Source organism: Georgenia soli, assembly GCF_002563695.1.
GTDB classification, from domain to species: domain Bacteria; phylum Actinomycetota; class Actinomycetes; order Actinomycetales; family Actinomycetaceae; genus Georgenia; species Georgenia soli.
This window is the reverse complement of sequence record NZ_PDJI01000004.1, coordinates 2,839,163-2,859,401: the sequence shown is the minus strand read 5'-3', so window position 1 is coordinate 2,859,401 and position 20,239 is coordinate 2,839,163. Positions and strand designations below refer to the sequence as shown.

Below are 20,239 nucleotides of genomic sequence, written 5' to 3'. Positions count from 1 at the left end.
GCGCCGGCCCCCGTCAGTGCTTCAGCAGGCTGACGTCGTCGACCGACGCGGACCTGCGGGTTCGGAAGATGGACACGATGATGGCGAGGCCGACGACGACCTCGGCGGCGGCGACCACCATCACGAAGAAGGCGAGCACCTGCCCCGTGAGGTCGCCGTGGATCCGGGAGAACGTCACCAGCGCGAGGTTGGAGGAGTTCAGCATGATCTCCACCCCCAGCAGCGCGATGATCGCGTTGCGCCGCACGAGCACCGTGGTGGCGCCGACGGCGAAGAGGATCCCGGCCAGGACCAGGTAGTTGACCAGGCTCACTTCTCCGCCTCCGCGCTCTCGATCTCCTTGGGGGCGCCCTCGGCCCCGGCGTCGGACGCGCCGGTGCCGTTGCCCGGCCCCTCGTACCCGGGGCTGCCGGGCAGCCGCGGCTGCGGCGCGGGCTCGCCCCGCATGCTCGGCATCTGCGTCTGCTCGACGGCGAGCGCACCGACGGAGCCGGCCGCGCGGCGCATGGCCCTGCCCTTGCGCCCGGTGCGCGCCCGGGCGACGGCCTCGACCGTCTCGGGGCTGACGTCGCCGATCGTGCGGCCCTGGCCCCGGATGCGCAGCACGCGAGGCACGGAGTCGTTGATCGGCTCGCCGGTGGCCGAGAGGGCCGGCAGGTCGGCAGCGTTGGACCGGGCGTACACGCCCGGGGCGGGCAGCTGGCCCACGCGGGCCCCGCCGGCGCCGTACGCGGCCATCTTGGCCTCCAGCACCTCCTGCTGGGTCGCCTTCTTGCCCAGCCGCTCCCGGTGGGTGAGCGTGATGGCGCCGACGGCCGCGATGATCAGCAGCAGGCCGACCAGCTCCATCGCGAAGACGTGGTCGGAGAAGATCAGGCGCGCCACCCCGACGGGGTTGGTGTCGGCGTTCGCCCCGGCGAGGCCGGTGGGCCGCGGGCCGGTGGCGCGCAGCACGACGGCGCCGAGGAGCACCGCGAGGCCCACGCCGGCCAGGGCGCCCAGCCAGCGCTGCCCCTTGATCGTCTCGTGCAGCGAGTCGGAGGCGTCGACGCCCACGAGCATCAGCACGAAGAGGAACATCATCATGATGGCGCCGGTGTACACCACCACCTGGGCGACCCCGAGGAACGGGGCCTCCTGGGCGATGTACAGCGCCGCGAGACACAGCATGACGAGCACCACCGACATCGCGGCGTAGACCGCGCGCCGGGAGAACAGCAGCGCCAGCGAGGCCAGCACCATGATCGGCGCGAGCACCCAGAACATGACGGTCTCGCCGGTGGAGACCGTGCCGGTCTCGGCGAGCGAGGCGGGAAGCATCGCGGTGATCACTTGCGGCCCCCCTCGGCGCCGGCGGTGGCGACGGGACGGGCGGTGTCGAGGGTAGGGTCGCCCGGGCGGTGCGCCCGCACCCACTCGACCTGCTCCGCCGTCGGCCCGGTGACGTCGCCGCGGTAGTAGTCGTCGTCGTCCGTGCCCTCGACCATCGGGTGGGGCGCGGCGAGCATGCCCTCGAGCATCGGCGCGAGGAGGTCCTGCTTCTCGTAGATGAGGCCCTCGCGGGTGGGTCCGGCGAGCTCGTACTCGTTCGTCATCGTCAGCGCACGGGTTGGGCACGCCTCGATGCACAGCCCGCAGAAGATGCAGCGCAGGTAGTTGATCTGGTACACGCGGCCGTACCGCTCGCCCGGGGAGTACTGGGCGTCCGGGGTGTTGTTGCCGGCCTCGACGTAGATGGCGTCCGCCGGGCACGCCCAGGCGCACAGCTCGCAGCCGATGCACTTCTCGAGCCCGTCCGCGTAGCGGTTGAGCTGGTGGCGGCCGTGGTAGCGCGGCTGCGTCGGGACCTTCTCGAACGGGTACTGCTCCGTGACGGTGGGCCGGAACATCGAGGAGATGGTCACGCCGTAGCCGGCGACCGGGGCGAAGAGGCGCCCGAGCGGGCCCTTCTGCGCGGGACCGAGCTCCGGGGGCAGCGGTCGGCCGACCTCGCCGCGCCGCTTCTCCGTACGGCCGAGCGAGGTCCCCTCGTCGGGGGTGCGCTGGTCGTCAGACATCGTGACCCTCCTCCTGCGTGGTCTGGGTGCCCTGCGTGGTGCGCGCGCCGGCGCCGGCCGCCTCGCGGCGGGCCCGCCTGGGCGACGGCGGCAGGGTCTGGCCGGGCAGCGGCGGGACGGGGTAGCCGCCCACGAACGCGTCGAACTCGGTCCCGGCAGGGATGATCTCCGGGTGCGGCGTCGCGGCCGCCTCGGGTTCCGGCTCCTCCTTCTTGGCCGGCCACACGAGCAGCACGACCATGAGGACCGCGAAGATCCCGCCGATCCACAGGAGCATCGTCGTCAGGTCGGTGTCGGTGAACTGGCGCACGCCCTGGACGACGGCGACGGCAACGAGCCAGACGAGGGCCACCGGGATGAGGAGCTTCCAGCCGAGCTTCATGAACTGGTCGTAGCGGAAGCGCAGCAGCGTGCCTCGGGTCCAGATCATGAGGAACATGACCAGCCACATCTTGGCGATGAACCACAGCATCGGCCACCAGCCGGTGTTGAGGACGCCGTCGCCGATGGCGGAGAGCGGCCAGGGGGCGCGCCAGCCGCCGAGGAAGAGGGTGGTGGCCACGGCCGAGACGTTGAACATGTTGATGTACTCGGCGAGGAAGAACCACGCGAACTTCATCGAGGTGTACTCGACCATGTGGCCGGCCACCAGCTCGCCCTCGGCCTCGGGCAGGTCGAACGGCAGGCGGTTGACCTCGCCGACCATGGAGACCAGGTAGACGAGGAAGGCGGGCGCCAGGGCGATCGCCCACCACAGCTGCGTCTGGGCGTCGACGATCTGGGAGGTCGAGAGCGACCCGGAGACGAGGAAGACGCTGACGAGCGAGAGCCCCATGCTCAGCTCGTAGGAGATGACCTGGGCCGCGGACCGCGTCGAGCCGAGCAGCGGGTAGGTGGAGTTCGACGCCCACCCGCCGAGCACGATGCCGTACACGCCGAGCGCGGTGATGGCGAGGATGTAGAGCACCGCGACAGGCATGTCCGTCAGCTGCAGCGGGGTGACCACCCCGAAGATCGACACCTCGGGCCCGAACGGGATGACCGCCATGACCATGAAGGCGCAGAACGAGGCGATGAAGGGCGCGAGGATGTAGATGAAGCGGTCCGCGCCCTTGATCGTGAAGTCTTCCTTCAGGACCAGCTTGAGCGCGTCGCCCACCGCCTGGAGCAGGCCGAGCGGACCGTGCACGTTCGGGCCCGGGCGGGTCTGCATGCGGCCGAGGCCGCGACGCTCCACCCACAGGGCCATGAGCACGGAGACCAGCAGGAACACCAGGATGAAGACGGCCTTGATGACCCAGATCCACCAGGTGTCGTTGCTGAAGTCGGCGGTCGGCGCGGCGGCCGCCGCCGCCGGCAGGATCGTTCTCACTGGGCCACCTCCGCGGCGGACAGGGCGACGACGGCGCCGGCCCCCGTGCCGAGCATGTCGTGCACGCTCGAGCCCGGGGAGTTCTCCGGCAGCCAGACCACGTGCGCGGGCATCGTGGCCAGGGACAGCGGCAGGGTGATCGCCCCGGCGGGCCCGGTCACGGTGACCCGGTCGCCGTCGACGACGCCGAGGCCGGCAGCCGTCTCGGGGCTCAGACGCACCACCGGGCGGTGGGCGGTGCCGGCCAGGTGCGGCTCGCCGTCCTGGCCGCGGCCGGAGTCCAGCTGCGGCTTCCAGGTGGCGAGCACCGCCTGGCCGTCGGCGGGCGCGGGCAGCGGCCCGGCGGGCACGACGGGGGCGGGCGGACGCACACCGGTCCAGCCGGCGAGCTCGGCCAGCTCGTCGTGGACGCCCGTGAGGTCGCCCAGGCGCAGGTCGAGGCCCATCTCGGTGGCGAGCGCGTCGAGGACCTGACGGTCCGAGAGCGACCGGGAGACGAGGACCTGCCCGAACGGGCGGACGCGGCCCTCCCAGTTCACGAAGGTGCCGGCCTTCTCCACGGGCGGGGCGACCGGCAGCACCACGTCGGCGTGCTCGGTCACCTCCGAGCGGCGCACCTCGAGCTGGAGGACGAACCCGGCGGCGGCCAGCGCCGCGCGGGCGAGCGCGGGGTCGGGCAGGTCGCGCGGCTCGACGCCGCCGACCACGAGCCCGCCGAGCTGCCCGCCACGGGCAGCCGTGAGGATGCCGGTGACGTCGCGTCCCGGGGTCGAGGGCAGCGACTCGGCGCCCCACACGGCCCCGGCGTCCACGCGGGCGTCGGTGTCGGCGACGAGGCGGCCGCCGGGCAGCAGCCCCGGCAGGAGCCCGGCGTCGACGGCGCCGACCTCGCCGGCGCGGCGCGGCACCCAGGCCAGGCGCGCGCCGGTGCGCTCGGCGAGCGCGGAGACGGCGGAGAGGGTGCCGCGCACACCGGCGGCGCGCTCCCCCACGAGGATGACGGCGCCCGGCGCGGCCAGGCGGTCGGCGAGGGCCGCGAGCCGCTCCTCGGAGCTCCCGGCGACGATCGCCTCGAGCACCTCGGGCTCCGTGCCCGGGGCGGCGGTGACGAGCTCGCCACGCATCTTGGTGGTGCCGCGGGTGGCCAGCGGCGCCACCGTCGCGACGCGGACGGTCCCGGCCAGGACGCCCTTGCGCAGCCGGAGGAAGACCGTGCCGCACTCGTCCTCGGGCTCGAGCCCGACGAGCAGCACCTGCCCGGCGCGCTCGAGGTCGGAGTAGGTCACCCCGAGCCCGCGGGCCGCGACGTGGTGCGCGAGGAACTGGGCCTCCTCGTCTGTGTGGACCCGGGCGCGGTGGTCGACGTCGTTGGTGCCCAGGGCCAGCCGGGCGAACTTCGACCACGCGTAGGCGTCCTCGAGCGTGAGCCGGCCGCCGGGGAGCAGGCCGACACCGCCGGCCTCCCGGGCGCGGCGCAGCCCGGCGGCCGCCAGGTCGAGGGCCTCGGACCAGCTGGTGCTCACCAGCTCGCCGGTCTGCTCGTCGCGGACCAGCGGCATCGTGAGGCGGTCCGGCGCGGACTGCCAGGTGAAGGCGAAGCGGTCCTTGTCGGTGATCCACTCCTCGTTGACCTCGGGGTCCTCCCCCGCCAGACGCCGCAGGACCACGCCGCGACGGTGGTCGACGCGGATGGCCGACCCTCCGGCGTCGTGCTCGGCGACGGACGGGGTGGAGACCAGGTCGAACGGGCGCGAGCGGAACCGGTAGGACGCCGACGTCAGCGCACCGACGGGGCAGATCTGGATGGTGTTGCCGGAGAAGTACGAGGCGAACGGGCGGCCCGAGGTGTCCATCTCCGACTCGCCGAGCGGGCCGACGGCCAGACCCTGGGTCGCACCGGGAGCGCCCTCGGGGCCGACCATGTCCGCGGCGAGCACCAGCGGCTCCTCCTCGCCGGAGGAGGTGAAGTCGAGGATGTGCTCGTCGAACGCGCCGATCTGCGAGCCGTGGGTGCCGTGGACGTGGTCGCGCGGCGCGCCGCCGCCACGACCCTGGAGAGCGATGAACGGGTCGCCGGCGATCTCGGCGGAGAAGCGGGTGCAGCGCTGGCACAGGATGCAGCGGTCGCGGTCGAGCAGGATCTGCGTGGAGACCTTGATCGGCTTGGGGAACGTCCGCTTGATGTCGACGAAGCGCGACGTGGCGCGACCGTTGCTCATCGCCTGGTTCTGCAGCGGGCACTCGCCGCCCTTGTCGCAGACGGGGCAGTCCAGCGGGTGGTTGATCAGGAGGAACTCCATGATCCCGTGCTGGGCCTTCTCGGCGACCTCGGAGGTGTGCTGGGTGGCGACGACCATGCCCGGGGTGGCCTCGAGCGTGCAGGAGGCCTGCGGCTTGGGCATCGCCCGCAGGTTGCCCTCGCGGTCCGGGGTGGAGACCTCCACCAGGCACTGCCGGCAGGCCCCGGCGGGCGCGAGCAGCGGGTGGTCGCAGAAGCGCGGGATCTGGATCCCGGCCTGCTCGGCGGCGCGGATGACCAGGGTGCCCTTGGGCACCTGGACCTCGACGCCGTCGATCGTCACCGTGTGCAGCTCGACCGGGGCCTGGGACTGGCGGTCGGTCGTGGCGGTCATCGAACACCTGCTTCGCTGAAGATGGCCGAGGCCTCGTACGGGAAGAGCTCCCAGGCCGGGGTGTGCGTCCCCGCCTCGAACTCGGAGCGGAAGTGCTTGATGCCGCTCTGGATCGGGGTGGCGGAGGCGTCGCCGAGCGCGCAGAAGGAGCGGCCCGCGATGTTGGCGGAGACGTCGAGGAGGAGGTCGATGTCGCTGGGCAGGCCCTGGCCCGCCTCCAGTCGGTGCATGACCTGCTTCATCCAGTACGTGCCCTCGCGGCAGGGCGTGCACTTGCCGCAGGACTCGTGCTGGTAGAAGTCCGTCCAGCGCGCGATGACGCGGACCACCGACGTCGTGTCGTCGAAGACCATGAGCGCACGGGTGGCGAGCATGGAGCCGGCGGCACCGACGGCCTCGTAGTCCAGCGGGACGTCGAGCTCGGCCTCGGTGAGGATGGGCGTCGAGGACCCGCCGGGGGTCCAGAACTTCAGCCGGCGGCCGTCGCGCATGCCGCCCGCGAGCTCGATGAGCTCGCGCATGGTGATGCCGAGCGGGGCCTCGAACTGCCCGGGGTTCTTCACGTGGCCCGAGACGGAGAACAGGCCGTGGCCCGTGCTCTTCTCGGTCCCCATGGCGGTGAACCAGTCCTTGCCGTGCTTGACGATGCCGGGGACGGAGGCGATCGACTCGACGTTGTTGACGACGGTCGGGCGGGCGTACAGGCCCGCGACGGCGGGGAACGGGGGCTTCAGGCGCGGCTGGCCGCGCAGGCCCTCGAGGGAGTCGAGCAGCGCCGTCTCCTCGCCGCAGATGTAGGCGCCGGCGCCGGCGTGGACGGTGATCTCCAGGTGGTAGTCGCCGTTCGGGCCGAGTCCCTGGCCGATGAGCCCGGCCTCGCGGGCCTCGCGGACCGCGGCGAGGAGCCGGCGGTAGACGTGGACCGTCTCCCCGCGCAGGTAGATGAAGGCGTGGTGGCCGCCGATGGCGTAGGACGTGATGGCCACGCCCTCGACCAGCGAGTGCGGGTTCGCCAGCATCAGCGGGATGTCCTTGCACGTGCCCGGCTCGGACTCGTCCGCGTTGACCACGAGGTAGCGCGGCCCGCCGTCGGGCTTGGGCAGGAACGACCACTTCAGGCCGGTGGGGAACCCGGCGCCGCCGCGGCCGCGCAGGCCGGACGCCTTGACCTCCGCGACGACGTCCTCGGGCGCCATCGTCAGGGCCTTGGCCAGGCCCTCGTAGCCGCCGTGGTCGCGGTAGGTGCTCAGCTTCCAGGAGCGCTCGGCGTCCCAGATGTCGGAGAGGACCGGCGAGAGCCGGCCCGGTGCCGTGATGCTCACTTGGCCTCCTTCTTGACGTCCTTGTCGACCGTCTCGGCGGAGACGTCCGCAGAGGTGGTGGGCTTGCGCTCGGCGCTGGACTGCACCTCGCCGACCGGGACCGTGCCGGAGGCGACGGCGCCGCCCAGGTCGGCGCCGGACGCGTCCGTGCCCGTGGCGTCCTCGCGCACCTGCGGCGCGCGCCAGTCGTTCTCGCGGGCGATGCGCAGCCCGAGCAGGGTGGCCTCGCCGGCCCCCACGCCCTCGTCCGCGCGGCCGTCCTCGAAGCCCGCGAGCACGTGCGAGATCTCCTTGAACGTCCCCACGGTGTCGGCGCCGCGCGTCGGGCGGACCGGCTCGCCGGCCGTGATCTTGTCGACCAGCTCGATGGCGGTGGTGGGCGTCTGGTTGTCGAAGAACTCCCAGTTGACCATCACCACGGGCGCGTAGTCGCAGGCCGCGTTGCACTCGACCTGCTCGAGGGTGATCTTCCCGTCCGCCGTCGTCTCGTCGTGGCCGACGCCGAGGTGCTCGGAGACCCGCTCGAAGATGATGTCGCCGCCCATGACCGCGCACAGGGCGTTGGTGCACACCCCCACCGTGTACTCGCCGTTGGGGTGGCGCTTGTACTGGGTGTAGAAGGTCGCCACCGCGGAGACCTCCGCCCGGGTGAGCCCCAGGATGTCCGCGCACAGCGTGATCCCCCGCGGGGAGACGTAGCCGTCCTCGGACTGGACCAGGTGCAGCATCGGCAGCAGCGCCGAGCGCGGCTGCGGGTAGCGGGAGATGATCTCGGCGGCCTCGGCGCGCAGGCGCGCGTCGGCCTCGGGCAGATAGGTCTCGCTGGACATCAGCGGTCCACCCCTCCCAGGACGGGGTCGAGCGAGGCGAGCGTGACGACGACGTCAGCGATCTGACCGCCCTCGCACATGATCGCCGTGGACTGGAGGTTGGAGTAGGACGGGTCCCGGAAGTGGGCCCGGTAGGGGCGCGTGCCGCCGTCGGAGACGACGTGGACGCCCATGACGCCCTTGGCGTGCTCGACGGTGACGAACGCCTGCCCGGCCGGCACGCGGAAGCCCTCGGTCACCAGCTTGAAGTGGTGGATGAGCGACTCCATGGAGGTCGACATGATCTCCTTGATGTGCTCCAGGGAGTTGCCCTGGCCGTCCGAGCCGATCGAGAGCTGGGCGGGCCAGGCGATCTTCTTGTCGGCCACCATGACCGGACCCGGCGTCGCGTCGAGGCGGTCGAGCGCCTGCAGCACGATCTTGATGGACTCGTAGCACTCCTCGAACCTGACCATGGTGCGGTTGTAGGAGTCGGAGTAGTCGCGGGTGGGCACGTCGAAGTCGTACGTCTCGTACCCGCAGTACGGCTGCATCTTGCGCAGGTCCAGCGGCAGGCCGGCGGCGCGGACCGACGGGCCGGTGAGCCCGAGCGCCATCGCGGCGGACAGGGAAACGTAGCCGACCTTCTGCTGCCGGAGCTTGAAGATCGGGTTCTCGACCGTGAGGTCCTGCAGCTCCTTGATGGACAGCCGGATGTTCGGCAGCAGCTCGCGCACGTAGTCCGTGGTGCCGGGCGGCAGGTCCTGCGCGACACCGCCGGGGCGGATGAACGCGTGGTTCATCCGCAGGCCGGTGATGCGCTCGAAGATCCGGAGGATGTCCTCGCGGCCGCGGAACGCCACAGTCATCATCGTGGTCGCGCCGAGCTCGTTGCCGCCGGTGCCGATGGCGACGAGGTGGGACGCGACCCGGTTGAGCTCCATGAGCAGCACGCGGATCAGCGAGGCCCGCTCGGGCACCTCGTCCGTGACGCCGAGGAGCTTCTCGACGCCCAGGCAGTACGCGACCTCCTGGTAGAAGGGGGCGACGTAGTCCATGCGGGTGCAGAACGTCACGCCCTGGGTCCAGGTGCGGTACTCCATGTTCTTCTCGATGCCGGTGTGCAGGTAGCCGGTACCGACACGCAGCTCGCGGACGTACTCGCCGTCGATCTCGAGGACGAGGCGGAGCACGCCGTGGGTGGAGGGGTGCACCGGGCCCATGTTGACGACGATGCGCTCCTCGCCCAGGCGCTCGGCCTCGGCGGCGATCTCCGCCCAGTCGCCGCCCTCGGCGACGAACTCCGGCGCCCCTGGCTCATCACCGGCCGGGCGGGCGGCGGCGGGGCGGGCGTTGGTGGACGCGGACATCAGCGGTACGACCTCCGGTTGTCGGGCGGCGGGATGACGGCGCCCTTGTACTCGACGGGGATCCCCCCGAGCGGGTAGTCCTTGCGCTGCGGGTGGCCGACCCAGTCGTCGGGCATGAGGGAGCGGGCGAGGGCCGGGTGGCCGTCGAAGACGATGCCGAACATGTCCCAGGTCTCGCGCTCGTGCCAGTCGTTGCCGGGGTAGGTCTCGACGACGCTGGGGATGTGCGGGTCCGCCTCCGGGCACGCGACCTCGAGGCGCAGCGGGCGCACGTGCGTGACCGAGAACAGGTGGTACACGGCGTGGAGCTCGCGCCCGGTGTCGTGCGGGTAGTGGACGCCCGAGACGCCCAGGCACAACTCGAAGCGCAGGTCCTGGTCGTCGCGCAGGGCACGGCACACGGTGCCGATGTGCTCACGGGCGACGAAGATCGTCAGCTCGCCGCGGTCGACGACGACCTTCTCGAGGACGGCGTCGGCGTCGAGCCCCTGCTCGGTGAGGATCTCGACCAGGATGTCGACGACCTCGTCGAACCAGCCGCCGTAGGGCCGCTCGGACGCGGGCGGCAGCGCGATGGTGGCGACCAGGCCGCCGAAGCCGGAGGTGTCGCCGGAGCCCTCGACGCCGAACAGGCCCTTGCGGGTGGCGATGACCTCGAGCTGGGTGCGCGACCCGCGGGCCGGCCCGGCCGGGAGGTTCTGCGAGCCGCCCTCGGCAGCAGCCGCCGTCGGCCGCTGCCCCACCTCGGCGCTGGTGGCGCCGGGCTTGGCGGCCGCGGCCGCCGACTGCTTCTCGTCGTCTCGCTCGCTCACGCCAGCAGGCCCTTCATCTGGTGGGTCGGGGTGGCGGCCAGGGCGGCCTCCTCGGCCTTGCGCGCGGCCTCCTCGCGGTTGACGCCGAGCGGGGAGTTCCGGATCTGCTCGTGCAGCTCGAGGATCGCGTTGATGAGCATCTCGGGCCGCGGCGGGCAGCCGGGCAGGTAGATGTCGACCGGGACGATGTGGTCGACGCCCTGCACGATCGCGTAGTTGTTGAACATCCCGCCCGAGGACGCGCACACGCCCATGGAGATGACCCACTTCGGCTCGGGCATCTGGTCGTAGACGTTGCGCACGACCGGGGCCATCTTGTGGCTCACCCGCCCCGAGACGATCATCAGGTCCGCGTGGCGCGGGGAGGCCCGGAAGACCTCCATGCCGAAGCGGGAGATGTCGAAACGCGGGGTGCCCGTGGCCATCATCTCGATGGCGCAGCAGGCCAGCCCCATGGTCACCGGCCACACCGACGACTTGCGCGCCAGGCCCACGATCTTCTCGACCGAGCCCAGCATGAAGCCGGCGGGAACCTTCTCCTCGATACCCATCAGTGCTACCTCAGTCCCACTCGAGCCCGCCGCGGCGCCACTCGTACACGTAGGGCACCGTGATCAGGAAGATGAAGCCGAGCATGGCCACCAGCCCGAAGATGGCGAGCTCGGAGAAAGCCACCGCCCACGGGTAGAGGAAGACCACCTCGATGTCGAAGATGATGAACGTCATGGCGACGAGGTAGTACTTCACCGGGAAGCGCCCGGAGCCCGTCGCGCGGGGGGTCGGCTCGATCCCGCACTCGTAGTTCGCCACCTTCACGCGGTTGTAGCGCTTGGGGCCGATGACGGTGCTCGCCGCCAGGCCACCGATCGCCATCGCCGCGGCGACGCCCGCCATGATCAGCAGCGGGACGTAGGGGTTCGTCATCGTGCCTCCGTCGGTTCACCACGACGGCCGTCCGTCTGCGTGACGGCCATCTCCTCGCCAGCGTACGTGTTCAGCGTCACGACCTCCGAAACGCTCACCCGTCGGACCGTCATGACGCCGGCGCCAGCTTCGTGAGCGCGGTGATCGTCCGGTCCATCCAGTCCCCGTCGCGACGGTCGAACCCGTCGGAGAGGAGCTTCATCGTGAAGCGCATGAGCGTGGGCCGCGGCAGGCCGTGCTTGACGCACAGCCGCATGATCTCGGGGCGCTCGATGAGCCGTGCGAAGACCTGGCCGAGCGAGTAGTACCCGCCCAGCTCGTCGCTGAGGATCTTGGGGTAGGTGCGCAGCGTCTTCTCCAGCGCGTAAGCGGAGGTGCGCGAGAGGGCCTGGGAGATCACGTCGGCCGCGATGCGCCCGGACTGCAGCGCGTAGGCGATGCCCTCGCCGTTGAACGGCGAGACCATGCCGCCGGAGTCGCCGACCAGGAGCAGGCCCTGGCTGTAGTGCGGCTTGCGGTTGAACGCCATGGGCAGGGCGGCCGAGCGCAGCTCGCCGATCTGGTTCTCCGGGGTGAACTCCCACTCCTCGGGGGCGTTCTCCATCCAGGTGCGGAACATCCCCTTGTAGTCGAGCCCGGTGGGCTTCGCCGTCGAGGACAGCGACCCGAGGCCGACGTTCACGGTGCCGTCGCCGAGGGCGAAGATCCAGCCGTAGCCGGGCATGAGGTTGGACTCCCCCGGCTTCCCGTCCCACAGCTCCAGGTGCGACTCCATCATCGGGTCGTCGTGCCGCGGCGAGCGGAAGTAGGTGCGCACGGCCACGCCCATGGGTCGGTCCATGTCCTTCTCGATGCCCATCGAGGTGGCGAGGCGGGCGGAGACGCCGCCGGCGTCGACGACCACGGGGGCGCGGAAGGTGACGTCCTCGCCCGTGCGGCGGCCCCGCGCGTCGACCGGCTTGGCGGTCACGCCGAGGATGCGGCCCGAGCGCTCGTGGCGGAGCGGGCCGGTGACGGCCATGCCCTCACGCAGGTCCGCCCCGGAGGCCTGCGCGTGGCGGGCGAGCGTCTCGTCGAGGTTCATCCGCGAGCGCGCCAGGCCGTAGGACGGCATCTCGGCGAGCTCGGGCCAGGGCAGCTCGATCGTGTGGCCGGCGCCGTGCGTGCGCAGCCCCCAGTTGCGGATCCACCCCTCGGACTCGGGGGTCGGGACCCCCATCCGGATCAGCTCGGCGACGGCGCGGGGGGTCAGCCCGTCCCCGCAGACCTTGTCGCGGGGGAAGACACCCTTCTCCAGGAGCAGCACGCTCAGCCCGGTCGAGGCGAGGTAGTGGGCCGCGGCAGCTCCGCCCGGTCCGGCGCCGACGACGATGACGTCAGCCTCGGCCTCGGTACGCACAGCGGTTCCCAACGTCATCGCTCCAGGAAGGTGAGGGGCCGGCGGGCCCGGACGGCCAGGAGTCTATAAATCCGGGCCACGGTCGTCTTGTTAGGTGAGCCTAAGTGGCTCTGCGGGAAGGTCGCGGGGACGAAGGTCCCTCGTCCTGGCGCCCCCGCGCGTGCATAGGGGCGTCCGTGCGACGTCACTCCGGTCGCACCGCCCGGTGCAGGGCCACGATGCCGCCGGAGAGGTTCCGGTAGGCCACCTGGTGCCAGCCGGCCCGCCGGACGGTGCGCGCGAGACCGAGCTGGTCGGGCCAGGTCACGATGGACTCGGCCAGGTAGGTGTAGGCGTCGGTGTTCGAGGAGACCATCGACGCCATCCGCGGGAGGACCTGACCGAGGTAGAACTCGTACACCGTGCGGAACGGCGCCCACGTCGGGCGGGAGAACTCGCACACCACCAGCCGCCCGCCCGGCCGCGTCACGCGCAGCATCTCGCGCAGCGCGCGGTCCGTGTCCGCGACGTTGCGCAGGCCGAAGGAGATGGTCACGGCGTCGAAGGTCTCGTCGGCGAACGGCAGCGCCGTCGCGTCGCCGGCGATGAAGGGCAGGTCCGGCCGACGGCGTTTGCCCACCTCCATCATGCCCGTGGAGAAGTCGCACGGGACGACGTCGATGCCCGCGTCGGCGTACTCCTCCGACGACGTGCCGGTGCCGGCGGCGAGGTCCAGGACCCGCTCCCCGGGCCTGGCGCCCACGGCCTTGCGGGTCGCGACCCGCCAGATGCGGTCCTGGCCGAGGGAGAGGACGTCGTTCGTCAGGTCGTAACGACGGGCGACGCCGTCGAACATCCCGGCGACCTCGCGCGGGTCCTTCTCGAGGGTGGCTCGGCTCATGCGCTCATCATCCCAGGTCCGTGGCCCACGTCATGTCGGCAGGGTGGTCACCGCCCCGACGCTCCGGTCAGGACGGGTCGGAAACGGCCGCTGGGCTTACAGTGACCGCGATGTCCCCGACCGAGACCCCACGCCGCCCCGGGCGCGCCGCGACCCGGCTCGTCGCGCCGTCGTCCGAGACCGCCCTCGTCGCGCGGACCGTCGCGGTGCCGGACCCGGGCGACCTCCTCTCCCTCCTGCCGGGGCCCGACGCCGCGGCCACGTTCTCGTGGGTCCGTCGCGGCGAGGGGCTCGTGGGCTGGGGCGAGGCCCTGCGCATCGACACCAGGGGGCCGAACCGCATCCGGGACGCCGACGTCGCCTGGGCCCGCGCGGCGGCGGGGCTCGACGTCGTCGACGAGGTGGGCGTCCCGGGGACCGGCCCGGTCGCCTTCGGCTCCTTCTCCTTCGCCCCCGGCTCGGAGGCCGGCGGCGTGCTGGTGGTGCCGGAGGTCGTGGTCGGCCGCCGCGACGGCGTGGCGTGGGTGACGACTGTCACACCTTCCGGGGACCGGCCTGCCTCCCTGCCCGTGCCTGCCCCGGTCCGCTCCCCCGGGGCGGTGACCTTCGCCGACGGCGCCCTCACCGCCGCCGACTGGGTGACGGCGGTCGCGGAGGTGGTGCGCCGCATCCGCGCGGGCGAGGTGACCAAGGTGGTCATGGCCCGCGACGTCGACGTCCGCACGCAGCGGCCGCTGGACGTGCGTCACCTGCTCACCCGGCTCAGCGAGAGCTACCCGGGGTGCTGGACCTTCAGCGTGGACCGCCTCGTCGGGGCGACGCCGGAGCTGCTGGTGCGGCGCGAGAAGGGCCTGGCCGCGAGCCGGGTCCTCGCCGGCACCATCCGGCGCACCGGCGACGACGCGGACGACCTCCGGCGGGCCGCCGAGCTCGCCCGCTCCTCGAAGGACCTGGAGGAGCACGAGCTCGCCGTCGCCTCCCTCGTGCGGGGCCTGCGCCCGTACTGCGCGTCGATCAACGTGCCCGACGCGCCGTTCGTGCTGCACCTGCCCAACGTCATGCACCTGGCCACGGACGTCACCGGCGTCGTCGACGGCACCTTCGGCCACCCGAGCACCTTCCCGGCGCACTCGCCGGACGGCCGCGGACCCTCCAGCCTCGCGCTGGCCGCGGCTCTGCACCCCACCGCGGCGGTCGGCGGGACCCCCACCGGGCTGGCGACGCAGATCCTGGCCGAGGCAGAGCGGATGGACCGCGGACGGTACGCCGGCCCTGTCGGGTGGATCGGTGCCGACGGCGACGGCGAGTGGGGCATCGGGCTGCGCTCGGGCGAGGTCTCGGCCACGGACCGCCACCGCATGCGGCTGTTCGCCGGCTGCGGCGTCGTCGCGGCGTCCGACCCGGAGGCCGAGCTGGCCGAGTCGGAGGCGAAGCTGCGGCCCATGCGCGAGGCGCTCGAAGGCTGAGCAGGCGAGGCCGCCGGACCGACGCGGGGCCTGCCCAGCAGGCGCGACCCGCCGAGCAGGGCACCGGCCCGCGTCTGGGGGAAGAACACGGGCCGGTGCGGTTTCGGGGCAGGCTCAGAGCTTGTCCTGCCGGGTGGCGAGGGTCGTCTGGACCTTGATCTCCTTGCCGTCGCGCACGATGGTCAGGGTGACCTTGTCGCCGCTGGCGTACTGGCGGACGTAGCCCGTGAGCGACTCCGCGCCGCTGACCGGGTCGCCGTCGATGCCGATGATGACGTCGCCGGTCCTCACCCCGGCGTCGGCGGCCGGCGTCCCGGGGTCGAGCCGTTCCACCACGGCGCCGGCGCGGGTGGCGCCGTCGACCTTCGCGGTGCCGTCGCTCATGTAGACACCGAGGTACGCGTGCTCGGCCACGCCGTTCTTGATCAGCTGCTCGCCGACCTGCTTGGCGAGGTTGCTCGGGATCGCGAAGCCGAGGCCGATGCTGCCGGAGCTGCCGCCCGAGGCGCCCGGCATGCTGGCGATCGAGCTGGTGATGCCGATGACCCGGCCGGTCGCGTCGAACAGCGGGCCGCCGGAGTTGCCCGGGTTGATCGCCGCGTCGACCTGGATGGCGTTCGTGGTGACGCTCGTGCCCTGCTGCCCGGGCGACTGCGGCGCCTCGGTCGTGGTGACCGGGCGGTCGAGCGCGGAGACGATGCCAGTGGTGACGGTCGAGCTCAGGCCCAGCGGGTTGCCGATCGCGACCACCGGGTCGCCGACCACGACGTCCTCGGAGTTGCCGAGCGTCGCGGGCTTGAGGTCGGCCGGCGGGTCGGTGAGGGTGATGACCGCCAGGTCCGTGGCCGGGTCGGTGCCGGCGATCTTGGCCTGGTACATCCGGCCGTCCGACAGGGTCACCACCAGGCCGCCGTCGACCGCGTCGCCGACGACGTGGTGGTTCGTGAGGATGTGGCCCTGCTTGTCGAGGATGACGCCGGAACCTGCGCCGGCCCCGGACGGCGTCCGGACGTCGATCGCGACGACGGAGGGGCGCACCGCGGCGGCCACGCTGGCCCAGTCCGGCTCGGTCGTCGTCGAGGTGACGACGGGGGCCGCGTTGGACGAGGACGCGTCGGCCGACTGGCTCGAGGACGCTGCGGTGGGCGCCTGGTTGTTGTCGAGGGCGCCGGTCAGGCCCGCGGTCCCGATGCTGGCCAGCACCGCAGCGCCGGCGGCGACGCCGACCAGGGCGCCCCAGCCGGGACGACGGCGGCCCCTGCCGTCGCCGTCACTGCTGCCCGGGCGGCCGGGGCCCTCCGGGCCGCCCGGCGCCGTGCCGAACGCCCGCCCCGGCCACGGCTGCCCGGACGGCACGTCGCCGTCGTGGCGGGGCTGGTTCTGGCCCGGCCAGTCGTGCGTCTGCGCCGGTCCGCGCTGCTGGGAGGCGTAGGTGGCCTGTGCCGGTTGCGGCGTGGCGTAGGACGACCCGGCCCACTGGCCCGTCGGTCGCGCGTCGGAACCGCCGCGGGACGAGGACTGCTCGTGGGAGCCCTGCCAGGCCCGAGGGCCAGGCGTACCCGGCCCCGTCCAGGGCGTCGGGCGCTGGTCGTCGTTGCTCATGGATCCTCCGTCGTTGTCGATGGATCCATCAGACACCCGTGACCTGGGACCACGCTTGTCGGAACCTGAGAGTTGTCTGGACGCCGGGTTGGCTGGACGCTGGGCTGGGTTGGCTGGACGCCGGGCTGAGTTGGCTGGAGCCCGGGCTGGGTTGGCTGGACGCCGGCTTCGGTTGGTGGCCGGCAGGTTCGTTCAGAGCCGGCCCGACCGCGGCACCCGGCAGGAAGCCGGAAGGAAGCCCGAAGGCAGGCTTACGGCCGCGTGGCCTGGCGTCAGGCGAGCGCCGTCCGCACCGCCGCACGAACGCCGTCGGCGAGGGCCGCGCGACGCTCGCGGAGGTCCCGCCGTCCCACCGGCACCTCGACCACCGAGCGGCCACGTACCGGCGCGCGGAGCAGCGCGTCGAGCTCCGCCGGCGTGGTGGCGAGCGCGTGACTTACGCCGTACGCGCCGGCCAGCGCCGCGAGATCGACGTCCTGGGGAGTGCCGAAGATCCGCTCGAACTCGCTCGCACGCTCCGGCGCCCCGTGCTCGAGCGTGGCGAAGATGCCGCCGCCGGCGTCGTTGAGGACGACCACCTGCAGGTCGACGTCGCGCTCGAGCCGGCCGCGCGCGAGGGCCCCCGCGTCGTGCAGGAAGGTCAGGTCGCCCATGACGGCGCGCACCGGTGCGCCGGTGCCGAGGGCGAGCCCCGTCGCCGTCGCCACGGTGCCGTCGATGCCCGCCAGCCCCCGGTTGGCGATCGCTCGCGGCGCGGCGCCGGGCTCCCACGGCCTGGCGACGAGGTCGAGGTCCCGGACGGTGTTCGAGGAGCCGACGACGAGCGTTCCCGCACCGCCCGCGGCGGCGACGGCACGGGCCAGGTGCAGGCCGTCGAAGGTGTCGGCGAGCGAGTGCTCGATCACCTGCTCCGCAGCGGCGGCCGCGCGGCGCCACAGGGCGAGCCAGGAGTCACCCGCGACTGCGCCGTCCGCCGCACCGGCGCCCGGGTCCGCGCCCGCGGCGTCCGCCGCACCGGTGCCCGGGTCCGCGGGCGCGGCGGCCGCCGCGCCGTAGCCGCCGAACCCGTCCGCGAGCTCGACCGCACCCACCACGCGTGCGGCGACACCGGCGACGTCCGTCCACGGCCCCCGGGGCGCCACCACGACCACCTCGACGTCCCGCCGGGCGAGCAGCGAGCTGACCGGCCTCGAGAGCGTCGGGTGCCCGGTGACCACCACCCGCTCGATCGCTCCGCCGAGCCGGGCGTCGGCGAGAAGGAGCCGGTACGGACCGATCGCCGTCGGCCCGGAGCGCGCCCCGCTGGTGGGCTCGGCGAGCAGGGGCCAGCCGGCCCGCTCGGCGAGGTCGCGGGCGCCCGGTCCTGCGCCGTCGCCCGCCACGACGACGGTGCGCGGCCCCGGGCGGAGCACCTCGGCGGACGGAAGGCCGGCCGGGGCGACGACCCTGCGCGGCCCCGGTGCCGGCCCGGGCTCCCACCGGCTGGCCGGCGCCAGGGGGTCGCGCAGGCCGACGTTGAGGTGGACGGGGCCCGGGTCGTTCGTCCGCAGTCCCTGCGCGGCCGCGAGGGCCCGGGTGACCACCTGCTCCAGCGCGGGCCCCGGTGCCGCACCCGCCGGGAGGTCGACGGCGAAGCGGGGTGCCGAGGCGAAGATGCCCACCTGGTCGGTGGTCTGGTTCGCGCCGGTCCCCCGCATCTCGTGGGGGCGGTCGGCGCTGACGACGACGAGCGGCAGCCCGGAGTGCGCGGCCTCCAGCACGGCGGGGTGGAGGTTGGCGACGGCGGTCCCCGAGGTGGTCACGACGGCGACCGGCACCGGCACCGGCACCGGCACCGGCACCGGCACCGGCACCGGCGAGCCTCCGGTCGCCCCGGCGGACATGCTCCCCGCCCGCGACAGCCCGAGTGCGACGAAGGCTGCGGCGCGCTCGTCCACCCGCACGTGCAGCCGCAGCCAGCCCGCCCGCTCGGCCTCCTGCAGCGCGTACGCAAGAGGTGCGCTGCGCGAGCCCGGCGCCAGCACGAAGTCGTGGACCCCGTGGGCGACCAGGGCCGTGACGAGTGCCCGCGCCGTCTCGGTCGCCGGCTCGGCGGCGCTCAACGCGCGACCTCCAGGTGGGCGGCCATCTCGGAGAGCCGCTCGGACCAGCGGGCCGCGACGTCGTCGTCCGCCCGGGTCGCCGCGAGACTGTCCGCGGTCGGCTCGGGCCGGCGCACGGGCAGTGCGCCGTCTACGGGCAGGAGCGGGTCGGGCACGGTGTCGTGCTCGAAGAGGTGGACCGTCGCCAGTCCGCACGCGTAGGGCAGCTCGGGCAGCGCGGCCGCGAGCGCCACCCCGGCCGCGATGCCGACCGAGCTCTCCAGCGCCGAGCTGACCACCACCGGCAGCCCCACCTCCTCCGCGAGGCGCAGGCAGGACCGGACGCCCCCGAGCGGCTGCACCTTCAGGACGACGACGTCCGCAGCCTCCGCCCGGCGCACGGCCAGGGGGTCCGAGGCACGACGGATCGACTCGTCCGCCGCGATCGGGACGTCGGTCCGCCGCCGGAGCGCGGCCAGCTCTTCCACCGTGGCACTGGGCTGCTCGGCGTACTCGAGCCCGCCGGCGGCCCTGTCGAGGAGCCGGACCCGCTCGAGCGCGGTGCCGAGGTCCCAGGCGGCGTTCGCGTCGACGCGGATCCGACCCGCCGGACCGAGCGCGTCGCGCACGGCCTCGAGCCGCTCCTGCTCCTGGGCCACCGACTGTCCGGGTTCGGCGACCTTGACCTTCGCCGTCGTGCAGCCGCCGGAGGCGCGGACGATGCGGTGCGCCTCCTCCGGGCCGACGGCCGGGACGGTGACGTTGACCGGGACCGCTGACCGCACCGGTTCCGGCCAGCCCTCCTCGGCGGCCTCGAGACCGGCGCGCAGCCAGGCGGCCGACTCGGCCGCGTCGTAGTCCCAGAACGGCGAGACCTCTCCCCAGCCGGCGTCGCCGCGCAGGAGCAGCCCGTCGCGCACCGTGATGCCACGGAACCGCGTGCGCAGCGGGACGGAGTAGGTCGCACGGACCGCTGGGAGCCGGCCGACGGCGGAGAAGGGCATGGGGGTCAGGATAGGGAGTGTGCCGGCCTCGGCCCCCGCGGCGTTCCGCACGCCTTCCGAACCGCCCGGCTCCGGAGCGCAGCCCCCGCCCTCGGTGACCGTGCCCTCAGCGCCCAGCGACCCCGTTCTTCCACAGAACTGAGACCGGCACCGGCCGATGTCAGTGCCACCACCTAGTCTTGAACACATGTTCGACACAGCCGGTCCACGGCGCTACCGCCCGCCCCTCGGCAAGCATCGGAAGGCTCTCGACCTGATGTGGGCACCGCGCAACTGCTCCCCCGACCCTGGGGCCGCACCGCCTGCTCCAGAAGCGCGGCCAAGCCTGGAACCTGGCCGAACGTCGGGGCCGCGAAAACCCATGCCCGCAGCGGAGATCGGGCCGGAGGTGCGCCTTCGCCGGACCCGAGGCCGAAGCGCGCGGGCCGGTGTGCCGCAGGGAGGGGACCGACGCGACCGGCCACAGCGTCCTCTCCCTGCTGACGAGCTGCTCAACGTCGACGGCATC

At 73.2% G+C, this 20,239-nt stretch carries 17 protein-coding genes; 1 reads left to right on the top strand and 16 read right to left on the bottom strand.

Going from position 1 to position 20,239, the window contains the following annotated elements:
* Positions 1–13: 13 nt before the first annotated feature.
* The 13 genes from nuoK to ATJ97_RS14155 form a co-directional block, all read right to left on the bottom strand.
* Positions 14–313: an NADH-quinone oxidoreductase subunit NuoK gene (gene nuoK / locus ATJ97_RS14215; RefSeq protein WP_098484298.1), complete on the bottom strand. Its 300-nt coding sequence runs from the start codon at positions 311–313 to the stop codon at positions 14–16.
* The gene (locus ATJ97_RS14210) at positions 310–1,332 is read right to left on the bottom strand and encodes an NADH-quinone oxidoreductase subunit J (protein ID WP_245862544.1); all 1,023 of its coding nucleotides are present in this window, start codon (positions 1,330–1,332) and stop codon (positions 310–312) included. Before ATJ97_RS14210 ends, nuoK begins: the two co-directional genes overlap by 4 nt.
* Positions 1,329–2,057 carry an NADH-quinone oxidoreductase subunit NuoI gene (nuoI, locus tag ATJ97_RS14205; RefSeq protein ID WP_098484297.1) on the bottom strand — a complete coding sequence of 243 codons (729 nt, stop codon included), beginning with the start codon at positions 2,055–2,057 and terminating at the stop codon, positions 1,329–1,331. Before nuoI ends, ATJ97_RS14210 begins: the two co-directional genes overlap by 4 nt.
* A complete protein-coding gene (gene nuoH / locus ATJ97_RS14200; RefSeq protein WP_098484296.1) occupies positions 2,050–3,429 on the bottom strand; it encodes an NADH-quinone oxidoreductase subunit NuoH in 1,380 nt (459 codons plus the stop codon). The genes nuoI and nuoH overlap by 8 nt, the downstream gene beginning before the upstream one ends.
* A complete protein-coding gene (locus tag ATJ97_RS14195; protein ID WP_098484295.1) occupies positions 3,426–6,062 on the bottom strand; it encodes an NADH-quinone oxidoreductase subunit G in 2,637 nt (878 codons plus the stop codon). The genes nuoH and ATJ97_RS14195 overlap by 4 nt, the downstream gene beginning before the upstream one ends.
* Positions 6,059–7,384 (bottom strand): NADH-quinone oxidoreductase subunit NuoF, encoded by a 1,326-nt coding sequence (nuoF, locus tag ATJ97_RS14190; protein ID WP_098484294.1) that lies wholly within the window; start codon positions 7,382–7,384, stop codon positions 6,059–6,061. The genes ATJ97_RS14195 and nuoF overlap by 4 nt, the downstream gene beginning before the upstream one ends.
* The gene (gene nuoE / locus ATJ97_RS14185) at positions 7,381–8,214 is read right to left on the bottom strand and encodes an NADH-quinone oxidoreductase subunit NuoE (protein WP_098484293.1); all 834 of its coding nucleotides are present in this window, start codon (positions 8,212–8,214) and stop codon (positions 7,381–7,383) included. Before nuoE ends, nuoF begins: the two co-directional genes overlap by 4 nt.
* Entirely contained in the window at positions 8,214–9,563 is a 1,350-nt protein-coding gene (locus ATJ97_RS14180; protein ID WP_098484292.1) for an NADH-quinone oxidoreductase subunit D, read from the bottom strand. Before ATJ97_RS14180 ends, nuoE begins: the two co-directional genes overlap by 1 nt.
* Entirely contained in the window at positions 9,563–10,375 is an 813-nt protein-coding gene (locus ATJ97_RS14175) for an NADH-quinone oxidoreductase subunit C (RefSeq protein WP_098484291.1), read from the bottom strand. The genes ATJ97_RS14180 and ATJ97_RS14175 overlap by 1 nt, the downstream gene beginning before the upstream one ends.
* Positions 10,372–10,926, bottom strand: coding sequence for an NADH-quinone oxidoreductase subunit B (locus ATJ97_RS14170; RefSeq protein ID WP_098484290.1), 555 nt, complete (start codon positions 10,924–10,926; stop codon positions 10,372–10,374). The genes ATJ97_RS14175 and ATJ97_RS14170 overlap by 4 nt, the downstream gene beginning before the upstream one ends.
* A gap of 10 nt (positions 10,927–10,936) precedes the next feature.
* A complete protein-coding gene (locus ATJ97_RS14165) occupies positions 10,937–11,299 on the bottom strand; it encodes an NADH-quinone oxidoreductase subunit A (RefSeq protein ID WP_098484289.1) in 363 nt (120 codons plus the stop codon).
* A gap of 109 nt (positions 11,300–11,408) precedes the next feature.
* Positions 11,409–12,716 carry a geranylgeranyl reductase family protein gene (locus tag ATJ97_RS14160; RefSeq protein ID WP_098484288.1) on the bottom strand — a complete coding sequence of 436 codons (1,308 nt, stop codon included), beginning with the start codon at positions 12,714–12,716 and terminating at the stop codon, positions 11,409–11,411.
* Positions 12,717–12,882: 166 nt separating this feature from the next.
* Positions 12,883–13,578: a demethylmenaquinone methyltransferase gene (locus ATJ97_RS14155; protein ID WP_098484287.1), complete on the bottom strand. Its 696-nt coding sequence runs from the start codon at positions 13,576–13,578 to the stop codon at positions 12,883–12,885.
* Between the two features lie 110 nt (positions 13,579–13,688).
* Here ATJ97_RS14155 and ATJ97_RS14150 point away from each other — a divergent pair, with 110 nt between their 5' ends.
* Positions 13,689–15,044 carry an isochorismate synthase gene (locus ATJ97_RS14150; protein ID WP_098485492.1) on the top strand — a complete coding sequence of 452 codons (1,356 nt, stop codon included), beginning with the start codon at positions 13,689–13,691 and terminating at the stop codon, positions 15,042–15,044.
* Positions 15,045–15,158: 114 nt separating this feature from the next.
* Here ATJ97_RS14150 and ATJ97_RS14145 read toward each other — a convergent pair whose 3' ends face one another.
* The 3 genes from ATJ97_RS14145 to ATJ97_RS14135 form a co-directional block, all read right to left on the bottom strand.
* Complete coding sequence (locus tag ATJ97_RS14145) at positions 15,159–16,646, bottom strand: S1C family serine protease (protein ID WP_098484286.1); 1,488 nt, start codon at positions 16,644–16,646, stop codon at positions 15,159–15,161.
* A gap of 272 nt (positions 16,647–16,918) precedes the next feature.
* Positions 16,919–18,748, bottom strand: coding sequence for a 2-succinyl-5-enolpyruvyl-6-hydroxy-3-cyclohexene-1-carboxylic-acid synthase (gene menD, locus ATJ97_RS14140; RefSeq protein WP_098484285.1), 1,830 nt, complete (start codon positions 18,746–18,748; stop codon positions 16,919–16,921).
* Entirely contained in the window at positions 18,745–19,731 is a 987-nt protein-coding gene (locus tag ATJ97_RS14135) for an o-succinylbenzoate synthase (RefSeq protein WP_098484284.1), read from the bottom strand. Before ATJ97_RS14135 ends, menD begins: the two co-directional genes overlap by 4 nt.
* Positions 19,732–20,239: the final 508 nt, after the last annotated feature.

What these genes read in the sequence shown, in the direction of transcription:
- nuoI (WP_098484297.1), bottom strand. Translation starts at nt 2,057, where the DNA reads ATGTCTGACGACCAGCGCACCCCCGACGAGGGGACCTCGCTCGGCCGT.
- ATJ97_RS14195 (WP_098484295.1), bottom strand. Translation starts at nt 6,062, where the DNA reads ATGACCGCCACGACCGACCGCCAGTCCCAGGCCCCGGTCGAGCTGCAC.
- nuoE (WP_098484293.1), bottom strand. Translation starts at nt 8,214, where the DNA reads ATGTCCAGCGAGACCTATCTGCCCGAGGCCGACGCGCGCCTGCGCGCC.
- ATJ97_RS14180 (WP_098484292.1), bottom strand. Translation starts at nt 9,563, where the DNA reads ATGTCCGCGTCCACCAACGCCCGCCCCGCCGCCGCCCGCCCGGCCGGT.
- ATJ97_RS14170 (WP_098484290.1), bottom strand. Translation starts at nt 10,926, where the DNA reads ATGGGTATCGAGGAGAAGGTTCCCGCCGGCTTCATGCTGGGCTCGGTC.
- ATJ97_RS14165 (WP_098484289.1), bottom strand. Translation starts at nt 11,299, where the DNA reads ATGACGAACCCCTACGTCCCGCTGCTGATCATGGCGGGCGTCGCCGCG.
- ATJ97_RS14160 (WP_098484288.1), bottom strand. Translation starts at nt 12,716, where the DNA reads ATGACGTTGGGAACCGCTGTGCGTACCGAGGCCGAGGCTGACGTCATC.
- ATJ97_RS14155 (WP_098484287.1), bottom strand. Translation starts at nt 13,578, where the DNA reads ATGAGCCGAGCCACCCTCGAGAAGGACCCGCGCGAGGTCGCCGGGATG.
- ATJ97_RS14150 (WP_098485492.1), top strand. Translation starts at nt 13,689, where the DNA reads ATGTCCCCGACCGAGACCCCACGCCGCCCCGGGCGCGCCGCGACCCGG.
- ATJ97_RS14145 (WP_098484286.1), bottom strand. Translation starts at nt 16,646, where the DNA reads ATGAGCAACGACGACCAGCGCCCGACGCCCTGGACGGGGCCGGGTACG.
- ATJ97_RS14135 (WP_098484284.1), bottom strand. Translation starts at nt 19,731, where the DNA reads ATGCCCTTCTCCGCCGTCGGCCGGCTCCCAGCGGTCCGTGCGACCTAC.